The sequence below is a fragment of the Luteibacter aegosomatis genome (genome assembly GCF_023078455.1).
Classification (GTDB): Bacteria; Pseudomonadota; Gammaproteobacteria; order Xanthomonadales; family Rhodanobacteraceae; genus Luteibacter; species Luteibacter aegosomatis.
The window spans coordinates 700,762-716,393 of the sequence record NZ_CP095740.1; the positions used below are offsets into that span (position 1 = coordinate 700,762).

The 15,632-nt window shown below is 67.4% G+C and carries 15 protein-coding genes; 11 read left to right on the forward strand and 4 right to left on the reverse strand.

Annotated elements, in window-relative coordinates:
• Window positions 1-8 precede the first annotated feature (8 nt).
• The 3 genes from L2Y94_RS03090 to L2Y94_RS03100 all read left to right on the forward strand — a co-directional run bounded on the left by L2Y94_RS03090 (window position 9) and on the right by L2Y94_RS03100 (window position 4,521).
• Complete coding sequence (locus L2Y94_RS03090; RefSeq protein ID WP_247373053.1) at window positions 9-467, forward strand: REP-associated tyrosine transposase; 459 nt, start codon at window positions 9-11, stop codon at window positions 465-467.
• A gap of 446 nt (window positions 468-913) precedes the next feature.
• Window positions 914-2,182: an APC family permease gene (locus tag L2Y94_RS03095; protein WP_247373054.1), complete on the forward strand. Its 1,269-nt coding sequence runs from the start codon at window positions 914-916 to the stop codon at window positions 2,180-2,182.
• A 488-nt stretch (window positions 2,183-2,670) separates the two neighbouring features.
• Complete coding sequence (locus L2Y94_RS03100) at window positions 2,671-4,521, forward strand: beta-agarase (protein WP_247373055.1); 1,851 nt, start codon at window positions 2,671-2,673, stop codon at window positions 4,519-4,521.
• Here L2Y94_RS03100 and L2Y94_RS03105 read toward each other — a convergent pair.
• The 4 genes from L2Y94_RS03105 to L2Y94_RS03120 form a co-directional block, all read right to left on the reverse strand.
• Entirely contained in the window at window positions 4,501-4,683 is a 183-nt protein-coding gene (locus L2Y94_RS03105) for a DUF2061 domain-containing protein (protein WP_247373056.1), read from the reverse strand. The two genes, L2Y94_RS03100 and L2Y94_RS03105, sit on opposite strands and share 21 nt — an antisense overlap.
• An 88-nt stretch (window positions 4,684-4,771) precedes the next feature.
• Window positions 4,772-5,182 carry a hypothetical protein gene (locus L2Y94_RS03110; RefSeq protein ID WP_247373057.1) on the reverse strand — a complete coding sequence of 137 codons (411 nt, stop codon included), beginning with the start codon at window positions 5,180-5,182 and terminating at the stop codon, window positions 4,772-4,774.
• Window positions 5,179-5,670, reverse strand: coding sequence for an Mpo1 family 2-hydroxy fatty acid dioxygenase (locus L2Y94_RS03115; protein WP_425602455.1), 492 nt, complete (start codon window positions 5,668-5,670; stop codon window positions 5,179-5,181). Before L2Y94_RS03115 ends, L2Y94_RS03110 begins: the two co-directional genes overlap by 4 nt.
• Complete coding sequence (locus L2Y94_RS03120; RefSeq protein ID WP_247373059.1) at window positions 5,670-6,566, reverse strand: phosphoribosylaminoimidazolesuccinocarboxamide synthase; 897 nt, start codon at window positions 6,564-6,566, stop codon at window positions 5,670-5,672. The genes L2Y94_RS03115 and L2Y94_RS03120 overlap by 1 nt, the downstream gene beginning before the upstream one ends.
• A gap of 186 nt (window positions 6,567-6,752) precedes the next feature.
• Here L2Y94_RS03120 and L2Y94_RS03125 point away from each other — a divergent pair, with 186 nt between their 5' ends.
• From L2Y94_RS03125 to L2Y94_RS03160, 8 genes are all read left to right on the forward strand, one after another.
• Window positions 6,753-7,064 (forward strand): c-type cytochrome, encoded by a 312-nt coding sequence (locus tag L2Y94_RS03125; RefSeq protein WP_144915191.1) that lies wholly within the window; start codon window positions 6,753-6,755, stop codon window positions 7,062-7,064.
• Entirely contained in the window at window positions 7,061-7,861 is an 801-nt protein-coding gene (djlA, locus tag L2Y94_RS03130; protein ID WP_247373060.1) for a co-chaperone DjlA, read from the forward strand. Before L2Y94_RS03125 ends, djlA begins: the two co-directional genes overlap by 4 nt.
• A gap of 107 nt (window positions 7,862-7,968) precedes the next feature.
• A complete protein-coding gene (gene rpe, locus L2Y94_RS03135) occupies window positions 7,969-8,643 on the forward strand; it encodes a ribulose-phosphate 3-epimerase (protein WP_247373061.1) in 675 nt (224 codons plus the stop codon).
• Between the two features lie 228 nt (window positions 8,644-8,871).
• Window positions 8,872-9,612 carry a hypothetical protein gene (locus L2Y94_RS03140; protein WP_247373063.1) on the forward strand — a complete coding sequence of 247 codons (741 nt, stop codon included), beginning with the start codon at window positions 8,872-8,874 and terminating at the stop codon, window positions 9,610-9,612.
• Window positions 9,613-10,009: 397 nt separating this feature from the next.
• On the forward strand, window positions 10,010-10,699 hold the full coding sequence (gene pdsR / locus L2Y94_RS03145; RefSeq protein WP_144915181.1) for a proteobacterial dedicated sortase system response regulator: 690 nt from the start codon (window positions 10,010-10,012) through the stop codon (window positions 10,697-10,699).
• Between the two features lie 84 nt (window positions 10,700-10,783).
• Window positions 10,784-12,775: an ATP-binding protein gene (locus L2Y94_RS03150; protein ID WP_247373065.1), complete on the forward strand. Its 1,992-nt coding sequence runs from the start codon at window positions 10,784-10,786 to the stop codon at window positions 12,773-12,775.
• 416 nt (window positions 12,776-13,191) lie between these two features.
• Window positions 13,192-14,667 (forward strand): anthranilate synthase component I, encoded by a 1,476-nt coding sequence (gene trpE / locus L2Y94_RS03155; RefSeq protein WP_247373067.1) that lies wholly within the window; start codon window positions 13,192-13,194, stop codon window positions 14,665-14,667.
• Between the two features lie 3 nt (window positions 14,668-14,670).
• Entirely contained in the window at window positions 14,671-15,342 is a 672-nt protein-coding gene (locus tag L2Y94_RS03160) for a hypothetical protein (RefSeq protein ID WP_247373069.1), read from the forward strand.
• Window positions 15,343-15,632: the final 290 nt, after the last annotated feature.

Here is a 15,632-nt window from a genome sequence, read left to right on the forward strand (position 1 = left end):
TTAGGGAGATGCGCAAGCTCTCCGAATCCCACCGCCTCCGAATCGCCCGGACATCCGAACCGGGGCATATCTATCTCATCACCACGGCCACGTGGAATAGAACGCCTCTATTTCGCGATCACGCATGCGCACGTGCCGTCTCGCGCGTGTGCCATGCCGCCAACACGTGGAAGGGCGCCCGGTGCCTTGCCTGGGTACTGATGCCGGATCACTGGCACGGGATGGTGCAGTTGGACGATGGCGACCTTTGGAAGATCGTCGGCCGTTTCAAGTCACTGGCTTCGCGAGCCGTGCGCGATGTCCGTCCGCGAAGCTATCCCGTTTGGCAGAAAAGCTTTCATGACGCTGGGCTGCGCCGGGATGTCGACGTAAAGGCGGCTGCTCGTTATCTCGTGGCGAATCCCTTGCGAGCGGGACTGGTTTCGACGATTGGCGACTATCCCTACTGGAATGCCGTCTGGCTCTGATCCTGTTGCGCCATTCGCCGATACGATCGGCTCCCACCCCTCCGGTAGCCACCCATTCGCCAACTTGCCTACCAAAGAGGTGGGAGCCGTCGCATCGGTGAAACCGATCACCTCAGTCCTCCAGCCCCTCCACCACTCACCAACCGAAGGGGTGGGAGCCGTCGCTTCGGCGAACCCGATCACCTCAGTCCCCCAGCCTCTCCACCACCTCACCAACCGAAGGGGTGGGAGCCGATCGCATCGGCGAACCCGATCACCTCAGTCCCCAGCCTCTCCACCACGCACCAACCGAAGGGGTAGGGGCCGATCGCATCGGCGAAACCCGGTCGTCCCGGTCGATGACCAACGCCCCTATCGCACCCCGCCATCGGTTATGGCATCGTCGGCGGATGCCTGCCCCCCAGCCAGCCCATTACCTACGTCGCCTCGGCATCTGGGATGCCGCGATGATCGTCATCGGCGGAGTCATCGGCGCGGGTATCTTCCGCACCCCGGCCTCCGTCGCCAAAAGCACCAGCTCCGGTACCGAGGTACTCATCCTCTGGACCCTCGGCGGCCTGCTCACCCTGGCCGGCGTGCTGTGTTACGCGGAACTGGGCGCAAGACGTCCCCAGGCCGGCGGCACCTACGTGTACCTGCGCGAAGCCTTCGGCCAACTCCCCGCCTTCCTCTTCGGTTGGACGATGGCCCTCATCAACTACCCGGGCAGCGTCGCCGCGGTGGCGACCACCTTCGCCGACTACGCCACGAAAGCCGTCGGCCTCCCGCATGAATGGGTCAAGCCGCTCGCCGTCGCGGCCATCGCCTTCATCGTGGCGGTGAACCTCTTCGGCATCCGCGCCGGTGCCGTCGTGCAGAACATCTTCACCGTGCTGAAGCTCAGCGCGGTGGCACTGCTCATCGCCGTCGGCCTGTACCTCGCGCGCGGTCACCTCGGCGCGGCCTTCGCCCACGACCCGACACACGACGTGCCGGTAAGCACGCTGGTCGGCGCCTTGCTGCCCGCGCTATTCGCCTACGGCGGATTCCACTACCTCAACGACCTCGCCGGCGAAGTGCGCGAGCCCCAACGCACGTTGCCGCGGGCACTCGGCCTGGGCATGGGCAGCGTGGTGATCTGTTACATCCTGGTCAACGTCGCCTACATGGCGGGGCTCGGCCACGACGGGCTCGCCGCCAGCACGGCCCCCGCGGCCGATCTCATGCGCAAGCTGTTCGGCGAATCCGGTGCCACCATCATCGCCGTGGGTATCGCCTGCTCCACCTTCGGCTATTGCAGCATCGCCATCGCCGGTGGTGCCCGCGTGCTCCAGGTGATGAGCGCCGATGGCATGTTCTTCAAGCCCATCGCCCGCATCGACGCGAAGACCGGTGCGCCGCAGATTTCCCTGATCGTGCTCGGTGCCTGGGCGATTACGCTGATCCTCTCCGGCAGCTTCGATGCGTTGCTCAACTACACCACCGTCGGCGAGTGGCTGTCGCATGCCTTCGGCATCGCCACGATCTTCTGGTATCGCCGAAAGCTGACGTCCGAGCCGTCGCCCTACCTCGTGCCGGGGTATCCATGGTTGCCGCTGGTGTTCACCACCACGGTGCTGTGCGTGATCGCCGCCACGGCCATCGCCGCGCCCGGCGATGCGGGCATGAGCCTGCTGATCATCGCGATCGGCGTGCCGGTGTATTACCTATGGCGCAGGCAGTGGGCGAAAGGCTGACCGCTAAACGTCGCGGTGTCGCGGCCGGGTTTCGCCGATGCGATCGGCTCCCACCCCTTCGGTAGGTCGTTTACGGTCATCTTGCCCCCAAGGGGGGAGTCGATCGCATCGGCGAACCCGGTAGCCGCAATCCACCCGCCACCCGCGTCACCTCGCCTACCGAAGGGGTGGGAGCCGATCGCATCGGCGAAACCCGTCTTGCGATGCGCTAAGGTTGAGCGATGCGCTTCATGACGTTCGCCTTCACCGCTTGCCTCGTTCCCGCAGCCCACGCCGTAGCGGTCGATCCCGTTCACCCAGGTGACGACCTGCGCATCGGCGGGAACGGTGCATCGCTGGATCCGACGGCACGCAAAGCCGCCGACGGCACTGACTTAGTCGCCGTCACGTTCCAACCTGCGCCATCGCCTTCGCTCACACTCGCACCGGCCCGCGCCCCCTGGACCTGGCCAGCCAATGGCACCCTCCGCCTGCGCGTGCAGAACGGCATGCCCTGGCCCGTCACCCTCATCGTCGATGTCGCCTCCGGCGACAAGCATCTGAAAACCACGGTGGGCCTCCCGCCCGGCCCGCCACAAACCCTGTCGCTACCGCTCACGGCCACCTCGCCACGTGCCTTCGGCATGCAGGTCGGTCCGCCGATGCCCTTCGACGACGGCAAGGAGAAACGCCTTGTCGCAACCACGGTCGAAGGTGCCATCGACGCGGCCAACGTCACGGCGGTCACGCTCTCCATGCCGCGACCCGGCGCCGCGCAGACGATCCTGATCGGCAGACTCGATGACGTTCCCGGCGACGCCGACCTCCGCGCCGCCTACACCCACATCGTCGACCGCTACGGCCAATACACACGTGCCAAGTGGCCCGAGAAGATCGCCAACGACGACGACCTGAAGCAACGCGCCAACGCGACGCCGCACATCGACGCCGTGCCGGGCCTCGATCGTTACGGCGGTCGCACCGACCTGCCGGCCATGCGCGCGACGGGCTGGTTCCGTACGCAGAAACAAGGCGACCGCTGGTGGCTCGTCACCCCCGAGGGCCATGCGTTCTTCTCCCTCGGCGTCAACGCGGTCAACCACACCGATGGCCGCACCTACGTGCAGGGTCGCGAGTTCATGTTCGCCGACCCCTCGGCCTCGAACGGCCGCTTCGGCGGCACGGCGGACAGTCGCAGCGACAACGGTTCGCAACGCGACAACGGCATGAACCATGGCCGCTGGTGGGACATCTACGCGAACAACGTCGCCCGCACGCTGGGCGACGATTTCGCCGCCGCATGGCGCTCACGCACACTCGATCGTCTGAAGGCCTGGCACTTCAACACGCTCGGCAACTGGAGCGATCCCGCGTTCGCCGGCGACAAACGCATGGCCTACACCGTGCCCATCCTGATCCGCGGCGACTTCAACACCGTGAGCACGGGCTACGACTACTGGGGTCGGATGCCCGACCCCTTCGACCCGCGGTTCGCCAAAGCCACCGAACAGGCCGTGGCCACCGCTACGAAAGGCGTGCGCGACGATCCCTGGCTGCTCGGCTACTTCGCCGACAACGAACTGGCGTGGGCGGGGCAGGGGCCGCAGGGGCGCTGGGCACTGGCGACGGGTTCGCTGGCGCAAGGTCCCGACAGCCCGGCGAAGCAGGCCTTCCTCGCGCAACTCAAACGCACGTATCCCGACGCGAGCGCATTCGCGAAAGCCTGGGGCGTCGACGCACCGGACTGGCACCGCGTCGAGGCCCAGGGTTTCCACGCACCCGATCCCAACGAAGCCCACCCGGCCATCGCCGCGGACTACATCGCCTTCCTGAAAACCTTCGCCACGCGCTACTTCCAGACCGTGGCCCGGACGCTGAAGAAGGCCGACCCGAACCACCTCTTCCTCGGCGGCCGCCTCGCCGTGCGCACGCCGGAAGTGGAAGAGGCCAGCGCGACCGTCGCCGACGTCACCAGCATCAACACCTATACCGACTTGCCGGAACACGGCTTCGACGTGGCCGAATTCCGTCGCTGGGACAAGCCGGTGCTGCTGACGGAATTCCACTTCGGCTCGGCGGACCGCGGACCGTTCGGCAACGGGGTGGCGGCGGTGGCGAACGAGGAGGAACGCGGCAAGGCCTACGCGCGCTTCGTCGACGCGGCGGCCGCATCGGGCGTGGTGGTCGGAACGCACTGGTTCCAATACGTCGATCAGCCGGTCACCGGACGGGTTCTCGATGGCGAGAACGCACACATCGGGCTCGTCGGCATCACCGACGTCCCGTTCGAGGGATTCACCCGCGCCGTGACCGACGTCAACGCGCGCGTGGGCGGTGGATCAGGCGGCGGGCGCCACTGACAGGCCCATGCGGGCCTCGCGCGCCACGTTGCGACCGAAGGCGAAGCAGAACGGCTCGGCCAGGCCTACCAGGGTGCTGACCGCCACGTTCTGGTTTACCGCGTAACTCATGGAAAAGGCGATGCTGAAATGCGTCGCGGCATATTTGATCTTGCGGGCCATGGGGACTCTCCAATACGAATGACTCTCATTATGGGGATGCCGTCCCCTGAGTCCAACTGATCATTCGCATCGATTCGATAGGTGTTTCCTATCGATGCAGCGTGGTTCCGAGCACCATCACCACCACCATGACCATGGCCACCGCCATGCAGGCGCTGGTCGGTTTCACCCGGCGGGCGTCCACCCGTGGCACGAGGCGCCAGACGAGAAAAGCCCCGAACAGCATTCCGACGACGAGCACGGCCCGCATCCAGGGCAGGGCGAACACCGACTGGCCGATGGCCTGCCCGTGTTGCGCGGCGATCACCAGGCCGCCCAAGGCCACCAGCGACAAGGCCCAGAGGAGGCTGGCGAAGTACGCCCGGTTGAACACCACGGGGGTGCGTTCGAGCCAGCGCAGGATGGCCCAGATCATGACCGCGGGCAGCACGGCCGCCGCGCTGGAGTAGATGATCCACCAGATGCCCGCGGAGAGCAGGGTAAGCAGGGGCTGGGTCATTCGTAGCGCACGCCGAAGCGGGTCATGGCCTTGCTCATGAGCCACGCGGGGCCGATCAGCAGGTATTGCACGTCGGTGAGGAAGGACGGGCGCCGCCCTTCGATCTTGTGGCCGATGAACTGGCCCACCCAGGCCACCACGAAGACGATCACGGCCAGCCAGGCCAGGCCGGAGGCGCCGATGCCGCGGTAGAGCGTGTCGGTGACGAAGGCTAGCGCCACGAAGGCGCCGGCCATCGCCAGGCCGATCGCCCGCGAGAGCCGGTAGTAGTAGAAACAGAACGCCAGGAACATCGCCAGCACGGCCCACAGCCCGGGCTTGCCCAGCCAGGAGGGCACGGGAATCAGCCAGACCAGGGCGACCACCGTCCAGGTGATCGCCGGCACGCAGATCCAATGGATCAGGCGGTTGGTGGGATTCTGGTGATCGCGGCTGTAGTTGCCGAACCAGGTCGCTGCGTCTCGCATCGTGGCCTCCCCGGGACGTATCAGCCGAGGCGGATGCCTGCGAGCTTGTCCAGGGCCTCAGCATACTTCGCGGCGGTGCCTTCGATGACGTCGGCCGGCACCCGGGGCGCGGGCGGCTGTTTGTTCCAGCCGATCTGTTCCAGGTAATCGCGCACGAACTGCTTGTCGTAGCTGGGCGGGCTGATGCCCACCTGGTAGTCGTCGGCGGGCCAGAAACGCGAGGAGTCCGGGGTGAGCATCTCGTCCATCACGTGCAGCACGCCGTTCTCGTCGGTGCCGAACTCGAGCTTGGTATCGGCCACGATGATGCCGCGCTCGGCGGCGTAGGCGGCGGCGAAGCGGTAGATGTCGAGCGTGGCCTTGCGCACGGCGTTGGCGAGGTCTTCGCCCACGGCGGCCACCACGGCGTCGAAGCTCACGTTCTCGTCGTGGTCGCCTACGGCGGCCTTGGTCGACGGCGTGAAGATGGGCTCGGGAAGCTGCTGCGCCTGCTCAAGGCCCGGCGGCAGCGTGATGCCGCAGACCGCGCCGGTGGCCTGGTAGTCCTTCCAGCCCGAGCCGATGAGGTAGCCGCGCGCGATGGCCTCCACCGGCACCGGCTTCAGGCGCTTGGTGATGACGGCCCGCTTTTCATAGAGCTTGGGGTCGACGCCGGGCGGCAGCACCGAGGCGATGTCCTCGCCGGTGAGGTGGTTGGGAATGAGGTGCGCGGTCTTGGCGAACCAGAAATTGGAAATCTGCGTGAGCATCTCGCCCTTGCCCGGGATCGGGTCGGGCAGCACCACGTCGAAGGCCGAGAGGCGATCGGTGGCCACCATGAGCAGGCGGTTGCCGGGGAGGGCATAGACATCGCGGACCTTGCCGCGATGGATGAGGTCCAGGCCGGGCAGGTCGGATTGGCTCAGGGTGGTGGGCACGTGCAGGCTCCGGGTGAGGCGGGGATCGGCTTATTGTAGCCGCGAGGCCGGCATGAATCGCGGGCAGGGTCCGCTCCCACCCCCTGGCAGCAAGGTTTCTACCGAAGGGTGGGAGCGGACCCTGTCCGCGATTCACGCTTGCGGCAGCCTGCTAGAATCTGCGGTTACCGCCCCCATAGCCTTGCCATGCGCAACCTCACGACCGCGGCTCTCGCCCTGGCCCTCTCCGCCCCCGTCCTTGCCGCGCCGCCCGCGAAGCCGGCGCGACTGGGCCTGTGCGCGGCCTGCCATGGCGAAGACGGCATGGCGCGCATTCCCGGCGCGCCGAACCTGGCGGGGCAGAAGCTCGATTACCTCAAAGCCGCGCTCGCCCAATACCGCGACGGCCGCCGCGACATCCCCGTGATGCGCGCCGCCGTCGGCCCCCTCACCGATGCGGAGCTCAGCCAGCTCGCCGAATGGTTCTCCGCCCAGACCCCCTCCAAGGGCGTTCAATGAACCTTACCGGTGCCTTCATCGGAGCCATGGTCGGCTTCTGGCTCACCCATTACAGCCTGATCGGCATGCTCGTCGGCGGCGTGCTCGGCTTCATGTTCGACGCCAGCCGCCAGCAGCGCCGCCGCACGCCCGCCCAGGGCGGCTACGTGGCGCCTCTGTTCGCGCTGATCGGTGCCGTCGCCAAGGCCGACGGCCGCATCTCCGAGGCCGAGATCGCCATCGCCGAGCGGCTGATGGCGCGCATGGGCCTCGACCAGGACGAGCGCCGCAAGGCCATCGGCGCCTTCAACGAAGGCAAGCAGCCGGAGTTCAACGCCGCCGAGGTCATCGACGAGCTGCGCCAGTGGGTCGGCCATCGCCGCGACCATGCCTTCCCCGTGATCGACGTGGTGATCGACACCGTGCTCGCCGAGGGTGCGCCGTCGCCGGCGAAGATGGCCATTCTGCGCCAGCTCGCCTTCGCGCTGCGCGTGAGCGACATGGAACTCATGGCGCTCATGGCGATGAAGGGCTACGCGTGGAACGCGGGGCCGGGCGGTCGCTCGCAGGGTCACGGCGGCGGTGGCTACGTGCCGCCGCAGCGGAACACCCAGGGGCCCGATCCCTACGCGGTACTGGGCATCCAGCGCGATGCCGACGAGCGCGCGGTGAAGCGCGCCTATCGCAAGCTCATTTCCGAACACCATCCCGACCGCCTCGGCGATCTCCCCGAAGACATGCGCCGCCGCGCCGAAGCGCGCGCGAGCGAGATCAACGCGGCGTACGAACGCATCAAGTCCGAGCGAGGGTTCAAGTAAAAGCATCGCCGATCGTGTCGGCGAACCGGCGTAGCGGATCGTCGACGTCAGCTTTAACCGAAACGGTTTACCCTGAGCATCTTTCGCGCCCAGACACGGTACCCACCATGGCCAAGCAATCCCCCGTCATCGCCCCGTCCATCCTCTCGGCCGACTTCGCCCGCCTCGGCGAAGACACCCGCAAGGTGCTCGACGCCGGCGCGCAGTGGGTTCACTTCGACGTGATGGACAACCACTACGTGCCCAACCTCACCATCGGACCGATGGTGCTCAAGGCACTGCGCGATTACGGCATCACCGAGCACATCGACGTGCACCTGATGGTGAAGCCGGTCGACCGCATCGTGCCCGACTTCGCCAAGGCCGGCGCGCGCAGCATCAGCTTCCATCCCGAGGCGTCCGAACACGTGCATCGCACGATCCAGCTCATCAAGGGCGAAGGCTGCGAGGCGGGCCTGGTGTTCAACCCGGCCACGCCGCTGAACTGGCTCGACCACGTGATCGACACCATCGACATGGTGCTCATCATGTCGGTGAACCCGGGTTTCGGCGGGCAGAAGTTCATTCCCTCGGCGCTGGAGAAGATCCGCCAGGTGCGCGAGCGGATCGACGCGAGCGGGCGCGACATCCGACTGGAAGTGGACGGTGGCGTGAACGCCGACAACATCGGTCAGATCGCCGCGGCGGGCGCGGATACCTTCGTGGCCGGCTCGGCCATCTTCACGGCGCCGGATTACGCCGACGTGATCCGGCGGATGCATGCCGCCATCGACAAAGGCTGAGGCCAGGCGGGTTCGCCGATGCGATCGGCTCCCACCCCTTCGGTAGCAAGGCCTCCTCAACCTGCCCGCGCCGGAGTTATCCATCAGGCAAGGTCACCGAAGCCTTCCCTACCGAAGGGGTGGGAGCCGATCGCATCGGCGAACCCTACGAAGCGGATAACGCCCGCATGACCGCCACGGTGGTATCTTCGGCATCGCCTCGGGGGGCAAAACAAGGAGTACACGGCGATGAAACCATCGAACCTGCTGTCGCTCTCTCTGATCCTCGCATCCACCTTCTTCGCCGGAGCGGCCGTCGCCCGCGACAGGCCCCAGCCCCTGCCCGATCAGCAGGATGCGGTCGCCAAATCGTTGCTCCCGTGCCCGGGCGGCCTCGAACGCTTCCTGCCCGGCGATTACTATTTCTGCTCGGCCGCGCGTAATTACTGGAGCGGCTACCCAGGCATGGCCCGCGAAAGCCTGAAAGACGCCGCCGCCTGGGCCAGCAAGCCCGCCCAGTACGCCCTGGGCATCATGTACTTCAATGGCGACCACGCCGACCGGAACCGCCCGCTCGGCCTGGCCTGGCTGGCGCTCGCGGCCGAACGGCACGACCCGAACTACGAGCCGGCCTTCATCTCGGCCTATAAATCGGTCACGCCCGACGAAATGCGCCAAGCCAACGCCTACTGGGTGCAGTTGAAGGCGAAGTACGCCGATGATGTCGCCGCCAAGCGGGCGGTGACCCGCTTCGACCGCGCCTACCGCGAGATCGCCTGGGCGATGAACTTCGGCGGATCGGTCTTCATCGACGGCCTGACGATGCCCGACAACTTCAACCCCAACGGCATCGGCCACCAGAGCGGCTTCTCCCTGGCCCGTTTCCTCCAGGCGCAGAAAGCGAGCTACTTTCAGGGCTACAACAGCCGGGTCTTCGTCGGCGAGGAACAGCTCGTGCCGATCAGCCAGGTCGCCCCGCGCGCCGACTGACATGACAGCGAAAAAGCTCCCCCGGCCACGCGGCCGGGGGAGTGAAGGGGCTCACTCAAGAGCGTCCCAGGGGAAGGGATCAGTGCATGCCGAAGACGATGCCCAGGATCAGCGCACCCAGCGCGAGCATCACGCGCAGCGGTTCGAAGTCGCGTTCCAGTTCGGAGTTGTCGGCGTCGAGCTTGGTCTTCATGGCGAGGGTTCCTTGGGCGCCGGGATGGCCGCCGTGATGGACAGTTGAACGCCCGACGCGGCGCGGGAAACGACCCGGTCGGGGCAATCCGGGGGCCATTCATGGCAAACCGATGGCAGTGGACCCGTGAAGGAAACGAAGGCTTGCGGAACACGCAACCGGCGTAGCACCCTGCGCTCGCCGATCCCTCCCCACGGAATGCCCATGGCCCGCAGCATCGCCATCGTCGAAGACGAACCCCTCATCCGCGCCAACTACGTCGAGGCCCTCAACCGTTTCGGCTACGAAACGCGCGGCTACGGCTCGCGCGGCGAGGCCTCCACCGCGTTCGCCATGCGCCTGCCGGAGTTGGTGATCATCGACATCGGCCTGGGCGACGAGCCCGAGGGCGGCTTCGACCTGTGCCGTGAACTGCGCGCGAAGTCGGCCACCTTGCCGATCATCTTCCTTACCGCGCGCGATTCGGATTTCGACGTGATCTCGGGCCTGCGCCTGGGCGCCGACGACTACCTCTCCAAGGACACCAGCCTGCACCAGCTCGCCGCGCGCATCGCGGCGCTGTTCCGCCGCATCGAATCGCTGAAGGTGCCCGCCTCCAGCGAGACGGTGATCGAGCACGGGCCGCTGCGCCTGGAATCCGAACGCATGCGCGTGACCTGGAACGGCACGGAGATTCCGCTGACCGTCACCGAGTTCTGGATGGTGCACACGCTGGTGCGTTTCCCCGGCCACGTGAAGAACCGCGACCAGCTGATGCGCGAGGCCGAACTGGTGGTCGACGACGCCACCATCACCTCGCACATCAAGCGCATCCGCAAGAAGTTCGTGGCGCTGGCGCCGGATTTCGATGCGATCGAGACGGTGCATGGCGTCGGCTATCGCTGGACGCCGTAATCGCGGACAGGGTCCGCTCCCACCCTCCGGTAGCTCGTTCACTACCGAAGGGTGGGAGCGGACCCGGTCCGCGATGCTCTTGCCATGACCCTCCGACAAAAACTCCTCCTCGTCGCCCTTTGCACCCTGGCCCTTCCCGTGGCCGGGTGGCTCTACGTGCGCCAGATGGAAACCCTCCTGCGCGAAGGCCAGGCCCAGGCCCTGGTGGCCTCCGCCCGCGCCCTAGCGCGCAGCCTCGTGGTGGTGGATGCCCCGCTGCCCCCCGCCGGCGCCGCCTGGTACGTGCAGCAGAGCAACGTACCCATCACCGTCGACGGTTACGGCGACGACTGGGCTCCGCTCAGCGCCTGGGCACAGCCGCTCGACCGCAACGCCCGCGTGATGCTCGCCGAGGATGCCCACTGGCTGTACTTCTACATCGACGTGCGCGCGGCCCAGCGCCACCGCGCCGACGCGGGCGACCGCCTCGCGCTCAGCGCCGACCATCTCATCGTCTCCATCGCCAGCGGCGACGACGCCCAGCGCTACCTGCTCGCCAGCGCCGCACCGGGCCCGACCACGGCCATCGCGCTCGACGCCGAAGCGGGCGTGCTGCCCGATCGCATCAACGCGCAGTGGCAGGAAGACGGCGGCGGCTTCCACGCCGAGTTCCGACTGCCGCGCGGCCTGCGCCTGGATCACTTCGGCGTGGGCGTGCACCTGGGGGGCGATGGCGAGCCGTTGTCCGCCGACAACCGGCCGCTGCTCGAATTCTCCGCGTCGCTCTCGCAGGAGTTGTCGCGCCTGGCGCCCGACGGCGTGCGCGTGCGCGTGCTGTCGCCCGACGCCTGGCTGATGGCGCAGAGCGGCAAGCTGCAACTTCCCGACCAGTCGTTGGCCGACCGGCCGGGCTGGCTGGCCTCGCTGATCTACCGCTCGCTCGTGGCCGGGCGCCTGGACGACGCCGGTGCCTGGGCCGAAGACGCGCCGCGCATCGACCTGCCCGAGGTGCGCCGCGCCTTGAAGGGCAAGCCGTCCACGTCGTGGCGCACGGGCGAGGCCCGCGGCAGCGTGGTGCTGGCCGCCGCCATGCCGATCACCATGCGCGGCAAGCTGCATGGCGTGGTGCTGCTCGAACAGCCCAGCCGCGCCGTGCCGCTGCTGGCGAACCGTGCGCTGTTCGGCCTGCTGATCGTGAGCTTCGGGGTGCTGCTGGTGGCCGGCGGCGTGCTGCTGCTGTTCGCCACGCGCCTGACCTTCCGCCTGCGCCGCCTTCGCAACGCCGCCGAACGCGCGCAGGACAACGACGGCCGCCTCGACGGTCCGTTCCCGCTCATCGACGCCACCGACGAGCTGGGCGATCTCGCGCGCAGCTTCGCGAGATTGTTCGAAGTGGTGGGCGGCTACACCGACTACCTGCGCACGCTGGCTTCCAAGCTCTCGCACGAACTCAACACGCCGTTGGCCATCGTGAAGTCGTCGCTGGACAACCTCGATCACGCGGGGTTGCCCGCCGAAGCCGAGCCCTACCTCGCCCGCGCGCGCGACGGCGTGGCCCGGCTGGGTGCGCTGGTGCGCGCCATGAGCGAAGCCACGCGCATGGAGCGCGCCATCGCCGCCGCGGAAGCCGAAGACGTGGACATGGCCGAGATCGTGCGGGGTTGCGCCGAGGGTTACCGGGGCCTGGCCGGCGGCCGCCGCATCCAGACCGAACTCCCGGACGAACCCGTCCGCATGCACGTGTCGCCCGAACTCATCGCGCAGGCGCTGGACAAGCTCTTCGACAACGCCGTGTCGTTCACGCCGGCCGACGGTTGGCTGCGCATCGCCCTGCGTCCCACGCCCGACGGCGCCGATATCGAGCTGGCCAACCAAGGCCCGCCGTTGCCGGCGGCGATGCAGGGGCGCCTGTTCGATTCGCTGGTGAGCCTGCGCGACAAGGCCACGCCGGGCGATGCGCCGCACCTGGGACTGGGACTCTACGTGGTGCGGCTGGTGGCCGAGCGGCACCAGGGTTCGGCGAGTGCGCGCAATATCGATGGCGGGGTGGCCTTCACCCTGCACCTGAAGGGGATGCCGAGGCAGCGGCTGGCCTGACCGCATGGCTCCGTAGGGTTCGCCGATACGATCGGCTCCCACCCCTTCGGTAGCAAGGCGGTCGAGGCTTGGCTATCGGCCGGCTTCCAACCGTCGGTAGGAAAGCCCGTCTACCGAAGGGCGAGAGCCAATCGTATCGGCGATACGGTTCCCCTTCGGTAGCAAGGCGGTCGAGGCTTGGCTATCGGCCGGCTTCCAACCGTCGGTAGGAAAGCCCGTCTACCGAAGGGCGAGAGCCAATCGTATCGGCGATACGGCTCCCCTTCGGTAGCAAGGCGGTCGAGGCTTGGCTATCGGCCCGCTTCCAACCGCCGGTAGGAAAGCCTGCCTACAGGGTGGGAGCCGATCGTATCGGCGATACGGCTCCCCTCACGGCTGGACTACAATCGGGAGCCACCTCCCGAATCCGTCCCCCCATGATCTCCCGCGAACAATTCGACGCCTACGCCGCGCAGGGCCACACCCGCATCCCGCTGGTGCGCGAGGTCTTCTCCGACCTCGATACCCCGCTGTCGGTGTACCTGAAGCTGGCCGACGGCCCGTACACCTTCCTGTTCGAATCGGTCGAGGGCGGTGCCACCTGGGGACGCCATTCCATCATCGGCCTGCCGGCCAGGCGCGTGTACCGCCTGCGCGGCCACGAGCTGGAAGTGGAAGACAACGGCGAAGTGATCGAACGCCGCCACCTCGACGACCCGCTCGCGGAAATCGAAGTGCTGCGCCAGCAATACGTGGTGCCGAAGTTGCCGGGCCTGCCCGACTTCAACGGCGGCCTCGTCGGCTACTTCGGTTTCGAGACCATCGGCTACATCGAGAAGCGCCTCGCCCAGTGGGACAAGCGCGACGAACTGGGCACGCCCGACGTGCTGCTGATGCTCGCCGACGAGCTGGCCGTGTTCGACAACCTCAAGGGCCGTCTCTACCTCATCGTGCACGCGGACCCCTCGCGTCCGCAGGCCTACGCCGAAGCCGTGCGCCGCCTCGACGCGCTGGCCTTCCGCCTGCGCCAGGCCGGCGCGTCGTATCCGCAGATGCTGCAGCCGGCGGCCATCGACGAATCCGATTTCAAATCCTCGTTCACCCGCGAGGAATACGAAGCCATGGTGCGCACCGCGCAGGAATACATCCGCGCGGGCGACATCTTCCAGGTGGTGCCCTCGCAGCGCCTCAGCGTCGGCTTCAACGCACGGCCGGTGGACGTCTACCGCGCGCTGCGCGCGATGAATCCCTCGCCGTACATGTTCTTCATCGACATCGGCGGCACGCAGATCGTCGGCTCGTCGCCGGAAATCCTCGTGCGCCTGAAGAACGGCCGCGTGGTGCTGCGTCCCATCGCCGGCACGCGCCGTCGCGGTAAAGACACGGCCGAAGACGTGGCGCTCGAGGAAGAGCTGCTCGCCGATCCGAAGGAGCGCGCCGAACACCTCATGCTCATCGACCTCGGCCGCAACGACGTGGGCCGCGTGAGCCGGACGGGCACGGTGCAGCTTTCCGAATCCTTCGTGGTGGAGCGCTACTCGCACGTGATGCACATCGTGTCGCAGGTGGAAGGCGACCTGAAAGACGGCATGTCGTACATGGACGTCATCAAGGCCACGTTCCCCGCGGGCACGGTCAGCGGCGCGCCGAAGATCCGCGCGCTGGAGATCATCCAGGAACTCGAGCCCTTCAAACGCAATATCTACGCCGGCGCCATCGGTTGGCTCGGCTGGTGGGGCGACGCGGACACGGCCATCGCCATCCGCACCGCGGTGATCCAGGACGGCCGTCTGCACGTGCAGGCCGGTGGTGGTGTGGTGTACGACTCCGACCCCGCCGCCGAGTGGGAAGAGACGATGAACAAGGGTCGCGCGCTGTTCCGCGCGGTGGCCCAGGCCGCCAAGGGGCTGTAATCCATGAATTCACGCGCTTTCATCGCCGCCGGCTCCATCGCCGTCATGGCCGCCACCAGCAGCGGCCCCGCCACGGCGCGAGAAGCCTTCGGCGACGACGTGGCCTCACGCACGCAGGCGCTGGCGCTGTTGCAGACGCTCAACGCCGACCTGCTCAGCCACCCCAGCGCCACGCTCACGCTCGAGCGCTGGTGCGGCGACCACGGCCTGGCCGGCGAGGCGAAGATCGTGGCCAATCGCGTGAAGGGACAGGACAAGCCGCTTCCCGCCGCCGATCGCGAGACGCTGGCCATCGGCCCCGACGAGCCGGTGCGTTACCGCCGCGTGCGTCTGTCGTGCGGCAGCCACGTGCTGTCCGAGGCGGACAACTGGTACGTGCCCTCGCGTCTCACGCCCGAGATGAACCAGATCCTCGACAGCACCGACCAGCCGTTCGGCAAGGTGGTGCAGGCCCTGCATTTCCGCCGCCAGACCATCAGCGCCGACTTGCTCTGGTCACCGCTGCCCAAGGGCTGGGAGATGGAGGCGCCGCTGCCGGCGTCCCATCCCGGGCCTCTGGCGATTCCGCACGAAGTGCTGCGGCACCGGGCGGTGCTGTACACCGAGGCCAACCAGCCCTTCAGCCTCGTGGTGGAAACCTACACGGCCGACGTGCTGGCCTTCGGCAAGCGCTGATCGCGGACAGGGTCCGCTCCCACCCACCCTTCGGTAGCAGGCTCGCCTATGCGAGGTCGGGAGTATGGGCTCTCCTGCCAACTCCGGTCGCAGGCTTACCTGTGGGAGTAGGCAGGGCGTACCGGCAGCGGGCTTTCCTGCCGACGGGTCACTCAAGCCCCCTGCCGAAGGGTGGGAGCGGACCCTGTCCGCGAAGGAGCTTGCGGCAACCTGTCTATCGTCGCTGAAGCGGCTTACACAGGAAAAGCGTCACATGGTGTCGTGGGAGCCGTCGGCGATGGGGCTTACGG

Coding starts and splice junctions, on each gene's coding strand:
- L2Y94_RS03105 (WP_247373056.1), bottom strand. CDS start 4,683: ATGGCCCGCAAGATCAAATATGCCGCGACGCATTTCAGCATCGCCTTT.
- L2Y94_RS03110 (WP_247373057.1), bottom strand. CDS start 5,182: ATGACCCAGCCCCTGCTTACCCTGCTCTCCGCGGGCATCTGGTGGATC.
- L2Y94_RS03140 (WP_247373063.1), top strand. CDS start 8,872: ATGAAACCATCGAACCTGCTGTCGCTCTCTCTGATCCTCGCATCCACC.
- djlA (WP_247373060.1), top strand. CDS start 7,061: ATGAACCTTACCGGTGCCTTCATCGGAGCCATGGTCGGCTTCTGGCTC.
- L2Y94_RS03150 (WP_247373065.1), top strand. CDS start 10,784: ATGACCCTCCGACAAAAACTCCTCCTCGTCGCCCTTTGCACCCTGGCC.
- trpE (WP_247373067.1), top strand. CDS start 13,192: ATGATCTCCCGCGAACAATTCGACGCCTACGCCGCGCAGGGCCACACC.
- L2Y94_RS03160 (WP_247373069.1), top strand. CDS start 14,671: ATGAATTCACGCGCTTTCATCGCCGCCGGCTCCATCGCCGTCATGGCC.
- L2Y94_RS03125 (WP_144915191.1), top strand. CDS start 6,753: ATGCGCAACCTCACGACCGCGGCTCTCGCCCTGGCCCTCTCCGCCCCC.
- L2Y94_RS03090 (WP_247373053.1), top strand. CDS start 9: ATGCGCAAGCTCTCCGAATCCCACCGCCTCCGAATCGCCCGGACATCC.
- L2Y94_RS03095 (WP_247373054.1), top strand. CDS start 914: ATGATCGTCATCGGCGGAGTCATCGGCGCGGGTATCTTCCGCACCCCG.
- L2Y94_RS03100 (WP_247373055.1), top strand. CDS start 2,671: ATGCCCTGGCCCGTCACCCTCATCGTCGATGTCGCCTCCGGCGACAAG.
- rpe (WP_247373061.1), top strand. CDS start 7,969: ATGGCCAAGCAATCCCCCGTCATCGCCCCGTCCATCCTCTCGGCCGAC.
- pdsR (WP_144915181.1), top strand. CDS start 10,010: ATGGCCCGCAGCATCGCCATCGTCGAAGACGAACCCCTCATCCGCGCC.